Source organism: Niastella populi (assembly GCF_002078015.1).
Taxonomy (GTDB): domain Bacteria; phylum Bacteroidota; class Bacteroidia; order Chitinophagales; family Chitinophagaceae; genus Niastella; species Niastella populi.
Window position 1 is genome coordinate 38,013 of sequence record NZ_LWBP01000192.1, and the last position, 15,392, is coordinate 53,404.

Genomic DNA, 15,392 nt, shown 5'->3' on the forward strand with positions numbered 1-15,392 from the left:
GAATAATGAGAAAGGAAAAGCTCAAAGCGCGGCAGCAACCACAAACTATAAACAACAAACTACAAACAAAAGATGGCTTTAGATAAATACGGTATTGCAAAACGAATTGCACAGGAATTACGGGATGGGATGTACGTAAACCTGGGCATTGGCATTCCAACCCTGGTGGCAAACTATATACCCGATGGCATTACGATCATGCTGCAATCGGAGAACGGAATTCTCGGAATGGGGCCATATCCGGTTGAAGCGGAGATCGATTCGGACCTTATCAATGCCGGTAAGGAAACAGTGACGGTTATACCTGGTGGTGCGTTCTTTGACAGTGCTGAAAGCTTTGGCATGATACGCGCAGGCAAGGTTGATCTTACCGTACTGGGCGCCATGGAAGTGTCGGAGAACGGGGATATTGCCAACTGGAAGATCCCGGGTAAGATGGTAAAAGGTATGGGCGGGGCAATGGACCTGGTAGCCAGCGCAAAGAACATTATTGTAGCCATGATGCATACCAACCCTAAAGGCGAGTCGAAATTACTACCTGCCTGTACATTGCCTTTAACGGGGGTGAAGTGTGTTAAACGTATTGTATCGGAACTGGCCGTGCTCGATGTTTTACCCGAAGGCGGGTTCAAACTAATTGAACGGGCGCCGGGGATAACGGTTGATGAAATTCGCAGCAAAACCTCAGGCAGGCTGTTGATAGAAGGGGAGATCCCTGAAATGACAATCTGATAAGCTGCTAATACTTTATTTTAAATGGCGGGCGCGACGGCAGCGGTGGAAGCGGCGGCATCGATGGCTCTTCATGATCATTATTGTTCTTTCTGTTTTTGCCTGCAATGGATGCAGCCACTATAAAGAATACCATCCGAAGTATATCGGCAACCGTTACTATAAAGCCTTTTTCCTGTTGTATTTGCTGCGACAATTCCAGTTGACTGCCTGCTATAGCTTCCATAAACACCACCATTCCAAAAAAGCATAACATACCGCCGGCAATCCAGAAGCCGGGCTCATTGGGCATTGCTGTTTGTTTGTTGCTGATGAGTTGAAGTAATACAACGAAGGCAAGAACGGTAAGCACGGAAGCTTCGATAATGATTAGAATGCCTGAATATGCCGTTATGCCTTTCAGCGAGAAAATGGTAATTACAACGGAGAGGAACGATACCAGCATCATGTTCATAAGGTCTTTCGCCTGGCTGCCGGACATCATCAATTTAAATAGATAGAATACCAGTGTGAATTGAGCCAGCCTGAAGGCGGTTTGCATTGCAGGAACACCGGGCTGTATAAAATAAAGCGTGAGATATTGCAGAAACACAAAAAGACAAACTGCCCTGAGTACGTTAAGTATGGCGGTGATTGCTACTTTACGAACAAAGAGAATATACACGGGTAGTAACGATAACAGCATTACTACCAGCGGCAGGGCAATAAATATACTTCCACCGGTTTTTACCATGGTCAAAGGGTTCAGGGCCAAACCGGTTCTTCATAGGGGGTTCAGGTGTTTTTAACGCTGGAAAAAAGGGTATCAACATAATGCCGGCTGTTATTCGTTTTACAAATTACATTACATCCCTGTTAAGGGTTGCCGGGAGTTTAATCAATCAGGTTATTCTTAACTGCAAAGAAAACCAGGCCAGCCGTGTTTTTAGCACCAAAGCGTTCCATCAACCTGTCTTTGATAGCTTCAACAGTCCGTGGGCTAACCTCCAGTTTTTGTGCAATTTCATGGGCGGTAAACTCCATGCAAATATATTTTATCACGTCGCGTTCGCGGTCGCTAAGGGTAATTTCGTTGTTTAAACTGGGTACCACTTTAACCCGGGCGTGTGACTTTTTTAGCAGGATCCTGTTTACAAAGTTGTTCAGATAATACCCCTTGCTCATTACCTCCATTATGGCTTTCTTTATCTCGGAGGGGTCAGCGCTTTTTAGTAAATACCCGTTGGCGCCTATTTCCATCATGTGGCTCACGAACCGTTCATCTTCATACATGGTCAGTGCAATTACATGGATGTTTGGATACTGGCGGGCGATGACTTTAGTGGTTTCGATGCCATCTTTTAAAGGCATGCGTAAATCCATTAAAATAACATCGGGTTGTTCAGGTGCGGTTGGCAGGTTATCCAACAGTTCCTGACCGTTTTCAGCTTCAAGTACGAATTTTATGTTTGTATAAGGCCTTAACGACAATATTACTCCTTTACGGAATATTTTGTGGTCATCAGCAATAGCCACTTTTATAGGTCCCATCTGTTTATGATATTGGCAAAACTAAATTACTAAAAATCTACAGTGTTTAGGCATTCAGGGGGTATTGCATCCATACGTCAGTGTAAACACTTATCCGCCCCACTAATTTACGTTAGTAGCCCTTATCAAAGTATGAACCAATTATTCTATATCTGTGGTGCTACCGGTTCTTCCTCTACTCTTGGAATTTCGATAGTAACCTTATAATACGTTTGTGAAATATCTTTTTCAAAATAAATACGCCCGTGCAGGAGTTTCAACCTGCTTTGAATGTTTTTCAAACCCAGTCCCACATTGCTTTTATTCAGTTTATCAAAATCGGCCTGGGTAATACCGCGGCCGTCGTGATGGAGGCGAATATACAATTTATTACCGCTCAGGTTTTGCGTAAGATGAATAAAACTCGCATTACTGTGTTTCAGAATGTTGTTCACAAGCTCCTGTATCACCCTGAAAATGATGAGTTCCTGATCTGCGTGCAGGCGTTCGCGGTAATCGTGAAAGCGGCAACTGGCGTTCATGCTACCCGAGCCGCTGATCTTCTGAAACAGATCGTTTACGGCCGACTCTAACCCGAAGTTTTTAAGGGTAGGGGGCATCAGGCTGTGCGAAATATTGCGAATAAGCTGAATGGTGTCGTCAATGATCTGCTTGGCATTGTAGATGCTTTGCAGTTGCGTTGTTTTGTCGAGGTTCACCAGGTTTTCGTTCAGGTATAAACGCGCCGTAGCAAGCAGGGGGCCGGCATCATCGTGCAGGTCGGCGGCAATGCGCTGCCGCTCTTCTTCCTGCAGGCGAATGGAGGCGTTGAGCAACATCTTCTGTTGTTCCTGCTCCATATGCTGTAACTGCATTTGATAGCGGATAACCTTACGCTGGTGAAAAATTATGAAAACGATGAGGCCAATGGTAAGAACAAGCATACCGATAGTACCGAAATAAAGTACCATAGGGAACTGACTGGTGCCGTGATTGACCTGCAGCAAGATCATTAGTATGTGAGAAGCCAGATTTATAATTGGTTAAAAGGGGTTTTAAAGTAATTATCGTATGAGGATAGGCTGGATATATTTTTATCCTTAGCTTCCTTCCGCGAAAAAGCTATGCTAAAGAAAATGTTTTTAATGGTATTGAATATGAATGGGATGAACCAAAACTTAACCCGGTCATTCTTATCTAAGTTATCTGCAAAGGTATAGATAAAAAAAGAGCCTGCTAAATACACGAGGAAACCAAGGATTATCCAGAACATAGACGTATTATAAATAAATAGCACCCGGGGCTTGTTTATTTGCTCAAACAGGTAATACAACGAAAACGTAAAGATCAGGATCGATTCACAAGCCACTGGTACAGAATCGAAAAAATTCCATTTGGTTGTAAGAAAATAATAGCAGATAAATATAACAAACAATGTTGAGACAATGGCAATCACCTTTTTAAATTGCCGGCTGTCAATTATAAGCCAAATGAATAGGCTGAAAAGAAAAAACTCTAAAAGGGTATAAGCGCTCAGTAAAAGCCTGGTGGTTACTTTATTCGCCAGGTTAAATAATATTATATCATTTAAGAACGAGTAGATGGAGTAAATAAAGATTACCCATAATTCCTTTCTTTTTGTATGCCTTAAAAAGGCAAGAAAGAGAATTACGGGTAATAACGAAGAATATATACTGATATGTATAAAATTACTCTCTATACCAGGCTATTTACCTCAAATATAGAGATTCGGGTTTATTTAATCAATAATAAACCAGCCAAAGTCATCCCCAAAACAAGGGTCATCGCCTGAAGGCACTGCTCTGTCGGCAACAATGCCTTTTTCGTTTTGAATTTGGGCGTCAGTGGTAACTACTGAGTAGTTAACGAGTTGTTTGCCATTTTGATCGAGGCCAACGTAAACCAGGGTTTTTTGTCCGAATTCATTGATCGCATTGAAGAACTGGATGCCTGCACAACCGGGTTGCGCCAGGATCTGGCTCAGGATCTCTTTTCCAACGATGTGAGCTTTAACATCGTTCGGATGAGCCTGGCGGTAATTGTTAATCAGTTCAGCGCCTAATTCATGGGTAATTTCTTCACCAATGGTAGCAATGTTACGTTTAGTGAGGAGTTCAGTCTGCATCATAGTAGTAAGTTTTTAGAGGTTGTTAATAGTGGTTCCGGAGAGTAAGAAACCTCCAAAAAAAAAGATATACAACGGGTTGCGAGCAGGCATAAATGGTGTAATTTTGCCCGGAATGCTCTACAGGGCTGCGTTTCGGGGGAATTTACTAGGAAGTATTACGATTTAAAATGGGGGAAAATTTCTCGTAATTTACCGTATATTTACTATTGTGAAAGTTCGTGAAACCTACATTTGAGACGCAGTTGTTCACAAATGTGGATAAGTGAAAATGCTTAAGTAGCGCAGGATTAATGCTTAAGTAGTGTCGGATTTTAAAAACGGGGCGCAGTGTGTAGCATCTCTTGCAATTACAATTTCCTTTTTCTTATTTACCGGTTAACTGATTGCATATACTACTGATCAAAACAGGGAGCAACAGAACTATGTTTTTAAAACGGTATGATTTTCCCGATAGCTATCGGGATTAGGATGAGGTGTTGGTAGAACATGGTGCGATTAAAACAAAAAAGAAGAAGTTGACTGATATTGGATTTGACAGGCGGCATTCATAAGATCGTTGGAAATTATTTTTTTGGACGGTGATCAGAATATTGGATGTTTTAAGGTTGTCGTCCTCATCAATCAACTTCTGAAACAAAAATAGCAGGCCACCTGCCAGTTCGCAATAGCGGAAATGCGCTTTTTTAAAAATTCGGATTTTACCGGCAAATACGTAAAAGCGTCGTATGATATCTGGTACTATTTCGATTGATCCTGGTAAACTAACGTTTACAATGTGAGTGAAATCGTTTTTTTATACGATATTGCCTGAAGGTTAGGGCCCCTGAAGCGATAAATACTGATTAAGGGGTTAAAACGGTAGGGCATATTGTATCTGAAAAGGAACAACTTATAACCCATTAATAAGCCAACCTTACCCATTATGAGCACTGAACTGGTTATTAAAGTAGCACTTGCCGACGATCATAAGATATTTCGCGACGGCATTAAAATGGCTCTGAAAGGAAAAGACTACCTGAAGATCCTTTGGGAAGCCGAAGATGGCAAAGATCTGATGCACAAGATGCAGATCAAAAAACCTGATGTTTTGTTGATGGATATTCGCATGCCCGAAGTAGATGGGGTGAACGCTATTGGTATCCTGCGGAAAGAATACAGTGACGTGAAGATAGTGGTTCTTACCATGTACGACGAACAGGAAATGATCACCCGGATGATGGAAATGGGTGCCAATGCTTATCTCACCAAAACCTCTGACCCTGAAGAGATCTATCAGGCTATACTTACCTGCATGAATGATGATTTTTACTTCAATGATCTTGTCAATAAAGCTGTTCTTTCCAAACTGCAAACCAAAAAACAGGTACGGCAGTTCTATCCCAATCCCGTAAAGTTCTCCGAAAAAGAAATTCGCATACTCAAACTGCTGGCGGCCGATAAAACAACCGAGGAAATTTCAAAAGAAGTTTTCCTTAGTCCCCGCACTATTGAAACCATTCGCCAGAATATGAAATCGAAAGTGGGCGCCAAAACCATCGCCGGCCTTATTATGTATGGCATGCGCAATAAACTCATTGATTAAGTCCGGATTTTGAATGTCGAATATCCAATGGCGCAGTAATAACCCCTTCTGCATTCATCTTATAATATTGGATATTCGATATTTTGGAAGCTTACAAGGCCATGCGTATTGCATGCATAACTAACCCTACCCGCCTTTTTACATCACATCGATTGAACAACTGGTCGCTCAAGGCCCGTGAACTTAGGTCTTTTTGTTCCTTAAAGGGTTTTGAAGGGCATTATCTGTTAAATTGCGGTGCCTCTTACTAATGATTTTTTAGTACAGGGCATCATATATTTAATTTCCAGAATAGAGAAGAATATGCAGGCGCCGGTTTCATATAAATTAATGCGGCAACAACTTTGGTTGTCGGCTCACAGATGTGTTTTTTGGGAAGAAGAGAAAGCGTTGATCGTTTCCGATTTGCATTTTGGAAAAACAGGTCATTTTCGTAAAGCGGGCATTGCGGTGCCGCAGGCTGTTTATAAAGAAGATCTGCAGCGGCTGGTGCACCTGATACAATATTTCCAACCGAAACAATTGATTGTGGTAGGCGATCTGTTTCACAGCCATCAGAATAAAGAACTGGAGCTTTTTCAGCGGTGGCGGTACGATTTTGCGGGCCTGCCAATTCACCTGGTAAAAGGAAATCATGATATCCTGCACGCGAGTTGGTACCGGCAATGTGATATTCATGTTGCTGATGAAGAATTACAGATCGGCAATTTCAGGTTCAGGCACGATCTCGACGAAATTGGGCCCGGCAGCAGCCAGTATTTCTTTTCAGGGCATATCCATCCCGGCGTTCGAATAAGGGGGGCTGCCAAACAATCGTTGAGCTTTCCCTGTTTTTATTTTGCAAAAGACTTTTGTGTATTACCGGCATTCAGCCGTTTTACCGGTATAGCCCTGGTGCAACCGGATTTTGAAGAAAATGTATTTGCTATCGTGAACGACCATATTGTACAGTTGCAATGAGCCCTGCGCCGCCAGTATTGAAAATAGCATTCGATCCTGTTTATGCCCACCCGCTGCCGGAAGGGCACCGGTTTCCCATGCTTAAATATGAATTGATTCCCGAACAATTATTATACGAAGGAACTATTACCGCCGGCAACCTGTTTGCGCCGGCGCCCTGTGCCGATGAGGTAGTGCTTTGGACGCACGATAAAGAATATGTTGAGAAACTGCACGGTCAAAACTTATCGGCCCGCGAGCAACGGCACATCGGTTTTCCGCAATCGCCGCAGCTTACCCTGCGGGAATTTGTGATAACCCAGGGCACTATCGATTGCTGCCATTATGCAATGGCGCACGGCGTAGCTTTAAACGTTGCAGGTGGCACACATCATGCATTTGCCAACAGGGGCGAGGGGTTTTGTTTGCTGAATGATTTTGGCGTGGCCGCCAATTACCTGCTTAAAAAAGGGCTTGCCCATAAAATATTAATTGTTGATCTCGACGTGCACCAGGGTAATGGTACTGCGAGTTTGTTCGGAAATGAACCCCGGGTTTTTACCTTCAGTATGCACGGCGCCCACAATTACCCCTTTCATAAAGAAAAAAGCGATCTCGATATCGGTTTAAACGATGGCACCGATGATAAGCTGTATTTAAGCCTGCTGCAAAATACATTGTATACACTGCTCGGACAGCTACAACCCGATTTTGCATTTTATTTATCGGGTGTTGATATCTTGTCAACCGACAAATTCGGTAAGCTAAAGGTAAGTATAGAAGGATGTAAACAACGTGATGAAATGGTTTTCTCGCAACTGAAAAGCAAGGGCATTCCCTGTGTGGTAGCTATGGGCGGCGGTTATTCGCCCGATATAAAAACAATTGTGGAGGCGCATTGCAATACGTTCAGGGTTGCGAAAGACATATACGGTTTGTAGTTTGTGGTTTGTAGTTTGTGGTTTGTGGTTGCGGCTGTATGGTATTTTTTTACTTCTTCATTTCTTATTTTTCATTTTTAATTTCTCATTTCCTTTTACCAACTGCTGGTAGTTGAGGAAATAAATAAAGCGAATAGTGAACTCATTACCATGTGGCGTGCTAAGTAACCGGGCGGCATTACGCGCATAATTATTATACACCTGCCCATTGATATTAAATTCATAATCTTTCCCCAGCCAGTTCTTCCAGCCTAATATCAGCCGGCTGCCTAAACGAAAATCCCAGGTATAGAATACATCGAGATTGAAGGCATTGTAATTTAAATTGTATTGCGCAGGTGATATATCTTTTTTTTCGGTCCAGTAGCCGTTTGGCTCAATGTTATACAGGTTGGTGTTCTGCAGGTTATTCCAGAAATGACGGGCCCTGAAGGTAAGGTTCATACGCGAGGTGAAATTGTACACACCGCTGAATACGGTAGTTACATCGGCATATTTTCGGCGGGCCAGAATGGGGGCTTGGGTTGCCGGGTCACGCACAAAGGCATAACCAAACTGGCCATTGTCATACTGCCGCCTGTAACTTATTTCCAGCATCAGCCGGTCGCTGAACCGGTAACGTATGGCGCATTGAAGCGCATAAAAAGGATCATTGCGTAAAGGGCCTTCCGCACCGCCAATATACCAGCTTACGGTCAGCGGCCTGCGGTTGTCGGTGCTGCCATCGACAAATAAACTATAGTAAGGCGACCGCTTTAATGGCTGCCGCGGCGTTTGAAACAGGCTCGACGGCGTTTGCATTTCAAAGAAGTCGTTGTACCAGCGGGGACCGATATCTGCATTAACTGAAAGGCTCCAGAAGTTCTTTAACAGCCAGGCTGCCGAGGCTTCAAAAGCGGTTTTCTGCCAGGTAAAGGGTTTAAATAAATAGTCCTGTTTAATCGCTATTTTATACACCTGGTTCAAGAAAGAGCGGTTTGCCTGGTAAATATTGTAACTCACCGCCGCCTTATTGGAAAAAGCGTTGGGTGATAACTGAAAGCCGAGGTCGTTGGGATCGTATTGCGCCGATCGCATTTCATTGGTGAGAGCGTACTGCAGTTTGCCGCTTACTTTTCCCACTTCAAGTTGACTGGCAAACCCATCGTACCGGCCGTTCCCTTCATAAACCACGCTGTAACGCGGTTTCATAACGAGGCCGAACCGGTTGGCCCTGTCATACAATGCAATATCTACAGCGGTTACGTTGGCATCGCGTTCATGGCCGTTGCGCAGCACATTGGTATTGGTAAGGGTAATGAACGAACGGTTCTTTAATGCCTGGTCAAGAACGATGATATTGTAGTTGGTAAGAGGTTCGGTTGTTACGGAAGAGTCCTTGCCTGTGTTGCGGTTACGCAGCCGGGCTTTTACATTTTCGGTGACGGCATTAAAAATTCCAATGCCGAGGTTATTAGCGGTTCTGCCCGAGAACTTAACGGCGTTATATAAGCGGGTAACTGAAGGGTTCTTCAGGAGTTGGTAATCGTTCAGTTCACCGGAGCTTATTTTATCCTGGATGGAATCGTAGTTATAGGGCATTTTGCCGATCCGGCGCGAATAAAAGATGCCGGCTTTATTGAACAACTCGGTACCCTCGGTAAAAAAAGGCCGGTTCTCGCGGAACCGGATCTCGAACGGACTAAGGTTATTGACCACATTGTCAGAGATCACCTGGCCGAAATCGGGTATAAGAGTGGCATCGAGGGTAAAGCTTTCATTGATGCCGTATTTAACATCCATGCCGCCGCTTTTTAGCGTTTCGTATTGCTGCACACTATTGGTATGCGGCGTTTGGCGATAGCCCCCGCTTATATAGGGAGAGAAGCTTAGCCGCAATGGCGGCACCAGGTTTTTTAACCCGGCCACATCGCCAAACTGGTTGGCAAAACCGCTTACCGCCGGGTTAACCGGGTTCCAGAACGATGTTTCATTAAAGCGGCGGCTGAAGCGCATGAACTGTATGCCCCAGTCGGCAATGGATTTACGCGAGAAGCGAATGGAGAAAAGCGGTATGCGCATTTCAACGATCCATCCATCGGGCCGGAAACCAACTTTGCTATCCCATACGGCGTCCCAGGTTACATCGCCATACGTACCTTCTTCGCCGGTGTAGTTGGCGCTTACGCGGGCATCTGTTTGCACATTACGTGCGGTAACCAGAAACTGGAATGCATTCTGCCGGTCTTTATAGGTGTCGAGGAAAACCGAAAAATAATCTACGTTCGCCTTTTGCACATTATCGCGGGTTGTGTACTGTTGGCGTATTGCAGCAGGATCGTCGTACAGGTAGGCGCCAATATAGATAGCGTTATTATCATACACTACCTTTACAACGGTTCTTACCGAAGCGGGTTTACCGAACACCGGCGTATTGGTAACAAAGTCGTATGCCGCCGGCGCCAGCTGCCAGGCAGCATCATCCAGCGATCCATCGATGCGGGGCGCCTCGGCAACTTGTATGGCCTGGGTTCGTTTGGGCTGCGCCTGTAGCCCGGCATAAGCAATTAGTGGTAATATAACAACCAGGCCTTTAAGCATAGGTCATTTTAAGGGGGGCAAAAATAGCCGAATTTAGTTTTGTAAAAAGGGTCATAAAAAAATTATATACATACATGTCTACCCGCCTGGTGGACATTTTCCATTTCTGATGGTTATTGGTATTACGCGCAGGCGGGCTAGCACATTCTTTTGCTAACCGTTTAACTGGGAAGAATAAGTATGGCAAATTACTGGCGGGAATGTCTGGTCGCGCGTAGACAGCCCTTCAAATATGGCTCAATATAAGAAGTTCATTACAAATTAGGCAAGGAAATAGCTGTAGAGGAGTTGCTGGTCACCAGATACCGGGTTCCGGTCTTTTGTTTTAAGCCAGAGCCCGATTCATTTTGGGTGTATGTAAACGTGAAAACTGAAACTTCAAAATGGTTGTCCCGGAAACCGGAACCCGGTAACCGGGAACAATTTCTTTAGTTTATTTTCTTCTTTAAGTAGCTTACCTGTTCCTGTAATGTATTTACCACGTTGGCCAGCTGGTTTACATTCCAGTGCGGTTGCGCATTGGCTTTGCCAAGGATCATGGCGGCCTTCCAAACCTCCAGAATGTCTTCGCCATTTACCTGGTAGGGCTGATAGGTGGGGTTATCGCTCACCAGCGTGTATTTGTTCTTTGAGCGGTTGTTCTTCATTAACCTTTTATAAACAATGCCTTCGTTGCGCGATACCACTATATAAGTGAAATTGTTCTTTACATCGTTAATGTCTTCTACCTTTTCGCCCACAATGATCGATCCGCTGGGGGTGGGTAACATTGAGTCCCCAACGATCTCAAAGGCGCGGTATTGCCCTGGCGCCAGCATGGGCAGGGTAAATGTATTCAGTTCATCAATAAATTCCGGGTCGGCATAACCAGCGAGGTAACCCGCTGCTGCTTTTACCGGTACAAACTGGATCTCATTAGTGCCGGCCGCCAGTTTCTGTGCGCGCCGTTTGGCAAGGTAATTTCCTTTTGTATCTGCCAGGTCTTTCAGCAACAGCTCGTCGAGCGTGAGCTTGAACATTTCACCAACCATTTCAAGTACATCGATGCGAGGCTCAGCCCGCTCTTCTTCATAAGCACCCAGCAGGGAACGTTTGATCTGTAATTTGGTGGCAAACTCTTCCTGGGTCCACCCGCGCAGTTTGCGAAGGTATTTCAGATTTTTACCGGCCGTAGACATAGACTAATAAGTTTAGCGCTAAAATACTAATTATTTTATCATTGCGCGCAGAAAAGGTCATTAAAATTTCATTTGGAGCGTATTATTTAGCCATCCTATCTTTGCACATGGCAAGAATCAATAGCGCTCCACAAAAGAAATCCCCCCGGTCAAGTAAGTTTTTTGGTGAAGGTTTAACGTTCGACGACGTTTTACTGGTACCCGCTTATTCGCAGGTTTTACCCCGAGAAGTTGAGCTCCGCACCTGGCTTACCAAAGAAATTCAATTGAATATCCCCATGTTATCGGCCGCTATGGATACGGTAACGGAAGCCAAACTGGCCATTGCCCTGGCCCGTGAAGGCGGTTTGGGTATTCTGCACAAGAATATGAGCATCGAGCAACAGGTTGAGCAGGCGCGGAAAGTGAAGAGAAGTGAAAGCGGGCTCATTCTTGATCCTATAACCCTCCATGAAGAAGCCACCATCGGCGATGCACAGCGGTTGATGAAAGAGAACCGGATCGGTGGTATTCCCATAGTAGATAATAAAAAGAAGCTGGTTGGTATTTTAACCAATCGCGATCTGCGTTTTCAAACCGATAGCAAACGCGTGGTAAGCGAGGTAATGACCCGCGAAAACCTGATCACCGCCCCCGAAGGCACCACGCTGAAAAAAGCGGAAAAGATTTTACAACAATATAAAATTGAAAAGTTACCGATCGTTAAAAAAGACGGTACCTTGTTTGGGCTCATCACCTACCGCGATATTCTGCAGGTGCAGGATTTTCCCAATGCGGTAAAGGATTCTTACGGTCGTTTACTGGTAGGTGCAGCGCTGGGAATTACCCGCGACCTGCTCGACCGCGCTTCGGCCCTGCAACAGATAGGGGTAGATGTAGTTTGTTTAGATAGTGCGCATGGTCACAGCAAAGGAGTGATAGACGCGCTGAAAACATTGAAAAAGAACATTAAGAAACTGCAGGTGATTTCGGGTAATGTAGGAACCGCCGCAGGCGCAAAAGCGCTGGCTGAAGCGGGCGCCGATGCGGTAAAAGTTGGTATCGGCCCCGGTTCAATTTGTACAACCCGCATTGTTGCCGGTGCAGGCGTTCCGCAGATAACCGCCATTATGGAAGCCGCTTCGGTACTGCATAAAATGAACATTCCCCTGATTGCCGATGGCGGTATCAGGTATACCGGCGATATGGTAAAAGCACTGGCTGCCGGCGCCAACCTGGTGATGATGGGCAGCATTTTTGCGGGAACCGAAGAAAGCCCCGGCGAAACCATTATTTACGAGGGAAGAAAATTCAAACAATATCGTGGTATGGGGTCCCTCGGCGCAATGAGCCAGGGTAGTGGCGACAGGTACTTCCAGGATGTGGAAGCCGATATTAAAAAATATGTACCCGAAGGCATTGAAGGCCGGGTGGCATTTAAAGGAAGCTTAAGCGAGATCGTTTATCAATATGTGGGCGGCCTCAGATCGGGCATGGGATATTGCGGTGCAAAAGATATCAAAGCATTGCAACAGGCGCAGTTCGTTCGCATTACAAATGCCGGAATGAAAGAAAGCCACGCACACGATATTGAAATTACCAGAGAAGCGCCTAACTATAGCAGACGATAAATTAGTTACCAGTTACCGGTTCCCGGTTGCCCGGGTAAAAAATTCGGCGATCCCGGCTGTTAGGCAGCGTGATCGACATGCAAGGCCTGGGAACAGGTAACCGGTAACTGGAAACTTTGATTTTAAATTCCTCCTGATGAAGCTCCGTAGCATATTACTGTTCCTTTTCCCGCTTTTCTGTATTACAGCCAGCGCTCAAACCGATTCAAGTCATTTACGCATCAGTTTACTAACCTGCGGTCCCGGCACTGAATTGTATTCAACATTCGGCCATACCGCCATCAGGGTTACCGATAGCGCCCGGGGTGTTGACATGGTTTATAATTATGGCACCTTCGACGACCGTGATCCCAACTTTTATGTAAAGTTCACCAGGGGCATTATGATATATGCGCTTTCAAATTATTCATTTCAGGAGTTTTTACAGGAATACGCTTATGAAAGACGCTATGTAATTGAGCAGGAGCTTAACCTGAATGGCGATGAGAAACAACGGCTGTATGCTGCCCTGCAGGAAAATGCGCTGGAACAGAACCGCTACTACAATTATTATTTTCATACCGACAATTGTACCACCCGCGCCCGTGATATGATAACACAAAAAACAGGCGCATCGGTGGTATTTAAAAATATTCTACCCGAAAAAGTTCCCTCCTTCCGCAACCTCATTCATACCTACCTCAATAAAGCCAACCAGCACTGGAGCAAATTTGGCATCGACCTGTTACTGGGTAGTAACCTCGATCATAAGGTTACAAATGAATCGTCTATGTTCCTGCCCGATTATTTGTTGATGGGGTTCGATAGCGCAATGGTCGATGGCCGCAAACTGGTGACCGCTAAAAACAATGTACTTCCCGTGGCCCCGGTTCCGCCATCCGTTACCCTTTTTACTCCCCTGTTCGTTTTTGGGATGGTATTTATTATTATCACATTGCTGTCGTTCAGTACCCAGAAATATGCGCAGGGTTTCCTCAATGTTTTTGATGCCGTATTTTTTCTGCTCATCGGTTTATTTGGAGTTGTAATCGTAACCCTGTGGGCCATACGTGTAGATGACGTTTGCCGCAATAACTACAATCTTGGCTGGGCATTGCCAACGCATTTCTTCATGGCATTTGTGGTGTATCTGAAAAGAAAATGGATTCAACAATATTTCAGGGTTGTGTTTGTGCTCACACTTTTATTTGCCGTTTGCTGGTTCTTTATACCCCAAAAGATAAATATGGCCGTACTGCCTTTACTGGGTATCGTATTAGTTCGCAGTAATTTCCGCGGCGATCTTTTTAAAAAGAGATTAAAAACGAAAAATACCACAAATGAGTTCTTTGGTTCCAATACAAAAAATGCAGAACTTAAGTAACTTCAGGGAATGGTAGAGAAAAATATCCTCCTGGATGGTCAGCCTGTGTATTACCGCATGGAAGGTACGGGGCGGCCTGTGGTACTGGTGCATGGTTTTTCAGAAGATGGCACCGTTTGGGAAAACCAGATCGGAGCATTGAAAAACAAATTTCAGCTCATCATTCCCGATCTTCCCGGAAGTGGAAGATCTCCCATAAACGATGCCGGCTGGTCAATGGAATATTTTGCCGAATGTTTGCGCCAGATCCTCGACCAGGAGAATATTTCAACCGTTAGCATGATAGGGCATAGCATGGGCGGCTACATTACGCTCGCTTTTGCCGAAGCCTGGCCGCAAAGATTGCAATCATTTGGGTTAATTCATTCTACGGCCTATGCCGATAATGAAGAAAAAAAGACCGCCCGCCGCCGCGGTATCGAATTCATTCAACAGAACGGCGCTGCAAAATTTATTGAGCAGTCTGTTCCCAATCTTTTCTCGGAAGAAACAAAAAAGCACCAACCCGAAATGGTGCGCAAAATACTTTCACGTTATACCAACTTTATTGGTCAGTCTCTCGTAAATTATTACCAGGCCATGATGGTTCGGCCCGACCGCACCCATGTACTGAAAAGCTTTCCCCGCCCGGTTCTGTTTATATTAGGAAAACATGATACAGCGGTGCCATATGAACAGGGGCTGCAACAGAGTTATATGCCGGGATTGTCCTATATTCATACGCTTGAACATTCCGGACATATGGGGATGTGGGAGGAACCTGAATTAAGTAACGATTATATTGATGCCTTTTTAATGCATAGTTAATT

General features: G+C 44.8%; 13 protein-coding genes. 7 read left to right on the top strand and 6 right to left on the bottom strand.

Going from position 1 to position 15,392, the window contains the following annotated elements; genetic code table 11:
* Positions 1-72: 72 nt before the first annotated feature.
* Positions 73-732 carry a 3-oxoacid CoA-transferase subunit B gene (locus tag A4R26_RS20120; protein WP_081167356.1) on the top strand — a complete coding sequence of 220 codons (660 nt, stop codon included), beginning with the start codon at positions 73-75 and terminating at the stop codon, positions 730-732.
* Between the two features lie 7 nt (positions 733-739).
* Here the strand turns inward: A4R26_RS20120 and A4R26_RS20125 are convergent, their stop codons facing one another.
* The 4 genes from A4R26_RS20125 to A4R26_RS20145 all read right to left on the bottom strand — a co-directional run bounded on the left by A4R26_RS20125 (position 740) and on the right by A4R26_RS20145 (position 4,390).
* Positions 740-1,465: a hypothetical protein gene (locus A4R26_RS20125; RefSeq protein WP_133054740.1), complete on the bottom strand. Its 726-nt coding sequence runs from the start codon at positions 1,463-1,465 to the stop codon at positions 740-742.
* 140 nt (positions 1,466-1,605) lie between these two features.
* A complete protein-coding gene (locus tag A4R26_RS20130; RefSeq protein ID WP_081167365.1) occupies positions 1,606-2,262 on the bottom strand; it encodes a response regulator transcription factor in 657 nt (218 codons plus the stop codon).
* 146 nt (positions 2,263-2,408) lie between these two features.
* Complete coding sequence (locus tag A4R26_RS20135) at positions 2,409-3,254, bottom strand: sensor histidine kinase (RefSeq protein ID WP_081167369.1); 846 nt, start codon at positions 3,252-3,254, stop codon at positions 2,409-2,411.
* A gap of 746 nt (positions 3,255-4,000) precedes the next feature.
* A complete protein-coding gene (locus A4R26_RS20145) occupies positions 4,001-4,390 on the bottom strand; it encodes a hypothetical protein (protein ID WP_081167377.1) in 390 nt (129 codons plus the stop codon).
* 922 nt (positions 4,391-5,312) lie between these two features.
* Between A4R26_RS20145 and A4R26_RS20150 the strand changes: the two genes are divergently transcribed.
* The 3 genes from A4R26_RS20150 to A4R26_RS20160 all read left to right on the top strand — a co-directional run bounded on the left by A4R26_RS20150 (position 5,313) and on the right by A4R26_RS20160 (position 7,852).
* Positions 5,313-5,972 carry a response regulator transcription factor gene (locus A4R26_RS20150; protein ID WP_081167381.1) on the top strand — a complete coding sequence of 220 codons (660 nt, stop codon included), beginning with the start codon at positions 5,313-5,315 and terminating at the stop codon, positions 5,970-5,972.
* Positions 5,973-6,302: 330 nt separating this feature from the next.
* Positions 6,303-6,932, top strand: a complete 630-nt coding sequence (gene pdeM / locus A4R26_RS20155) for a ligase-associated DNA damage response endonuclease PdeM (RefSeq protein ID WP_242674967.1) — start codon at positions 6,303-6,305, stop codon at positions 6,930-6,932.
* Positions 6,929-7,852 carry a histone deacetylase family protein gene (locus A4R26_RS20160; RefSeq protein WP_081167388.1) on the top strand — a complete coding sequence of 308 codons (924 nt, stop codon included), beginning with the start codon at positions 6,929-6,931 and terminating at the stop codon, positions 7,850-7,852. Before pdeM ends, A4R26_RS20160 begins: the two co-directional genes overlap by 4 nt.
* A 57-nt stretch (positions 7,853-7,909) precedes the next feature.
* On the opposite strand, the gene A4R26_RS20165 is transcribed toward A4R26_RS20160, so the two are convergent.
* Positions 7,910-10,432, bottom strand: a complete 2,523-nt coding sequence (locus A4R26_RS20165) for a DUF5916 domain-containing protein (protein ID WP_081167391.1) — start codon at positions 10,430-10,432, stop codon at positions 7,910-7,912.
* Between the two features lie 428 nt (positions 10,433-10,860).
* Positions 10,861-11,610, bottom strand: a complete 750-nt coding sequence (locus A4R26_RS20170; RefSeq protein WP_081167402.1) for an XRE family transcriptional regulator — start codon at positions 11,608-11,610, stop codon at positions 10,861-10,863.
* A 107-nt stretch (positions 11,611-11,717) separates the two neighbouring features.
* Here A4R26_RS20170 and guaB point away from each other — a divergent pair, with 107 nt between their 5' ends.
* From guaB to A4R26_RS20185, 3 genes are all read left to right on the top strand, one after another.
* Positions 11,718-13,220 carry an IMP dehydrogenase gene (gene guaB, locus A4R26_RS20175; protein WP_081167537.1) on the top strand — a complete coding sequence of 501 codons (1,503 nt, stop codon included), beginning with the start codon at positions 11,718-11,720 and terminating at the stop codon, positions 13,218-13,220.
* 136 nt (positions 13,221-13,356) lie between these two features.
* Positions 13,357-14,583: an Lnb N-terminal periplasmic domain-containing protein gene (locus tag A4R26_RS20180; protein ID WP_081167405.1), complete on the top strand. Its 1,227-nt coding sequence runs from the start codon at positions 13,357-13,359 to the stop codon at positions 14,581-14,583.
* 9 nt (positions 14,584-14,592) lie between these two features.
* On the top strand, positions 14,593-15,390 hold the full coding sequence (locus tag A4R26_RS20185; RefSeq protein WP_081167410.1) for an alpha/beta fold hydrolase: 798 nt from the start codon (positions 14,593-14,595) through the stop codon (positions 15,388-15,390).
* The last annotated feature ends 2 nt before the right edge of the window (positions 15,391-15,392 follow it).

What these genes read in the sequence shown, in the direction of transcription:
- A4R26_RS20130 (WP_081167365.1), bottom strand. Translation starts at nt 2,262, where the DNA reads ATGGGACCTATAAAAGTGGCTATTGCTGATGACCACAAAATATTCCGT.
- A4R26_RS20170 (WP_081167402.1), bottom strand. Translation starts at nt 11,610, where the DNA reads ATGTCTACGGCCGGTAAAAATCTGAAATACCTTCGCAAACTGCGCGGG.
- A4R26_RS20185 (WP_081167410.1), top strand. Translation starts at nt 14,593, where the DNA reads ATGGTAGAGAAAAATATCCTCCTGGATGGTCAGCCTGTGTATTACCGC.
- guaB (WP_081167537.1), top strand. Translation starts at nt 11,718, where the DNA reads ATGGCAAGAATCAATAGCGCTCCACAAAAGAAATCCCCCCGGTCAAGT.
- A4R26_RS20150 (WP_081167381.1), top strand. Translation starts at nt 5,313, where the DNA reads ATGAGCACTGAACTGGTTATTAAAGTAGCACTTGCCGACGATCATAAG.
- A4R26_RS20165 (WP_081167391.1), bottom strand. Translation starts at nt 10,432, where the DNA reads ATGCTTAAAGGCCTGGTTGTTATATTACCACTAATTGCTTATGCCGGG.
- A4R26_RS20120 (WP_081167356.1), top strand. Translation starts at nt 73, where the DNA reads ATGGCTTTAGATAAATACGGTATTGCAAAACGAATTGCACAGGAATTA.
- A4R26_RS20125 (WP_133054740.1), bottom strand. Translation starts at nt 1,465, where the DNA reads ATGGTAAAAACCGGTGGAAGTATATTTATTGCCCTGCCGCTGGTAGTA.
- A4R26_RS20135 (WP_081167369.1), bottom strand. Translation starts at nt 3,254, where the DNA reads ATGATCTTGCTGCAGGTCAATCACGGCACCAGTCAGTTCCCTATGGTA.
- A4R26_RS20145 (WP_081167377.1), bottom strand. Translation starts at nt 4,390, where the DNA reads ATGATGCAGACTGAACTCCTCACTAAACGTAACATTGCTACCATTGGT.
- A4R26_RS20180 (WP_081167405.1), top strand. Translation starts at nt 13,357, where the DNA reads ATGAAGCTCCGTAGCATATTACTGTTCCTTTTCCCGCTTTTCTGTATT.
- A4R26_RS20160 (WP_081167388.1), top strand. Translation starts at nt 6,929, where the DNA reads ATGAGCCCTGCGCCGCCAGTATTGAAAATAGCATTCGATCCTGTTTAT.
- pdeM (WP_242674967.1), top strand. Translation starts at nt 6,303, where the DNA reads ATGCGGCAACAACTTTGGTTGTCGGCTCACAGATGTGTTTTTTGGGAA.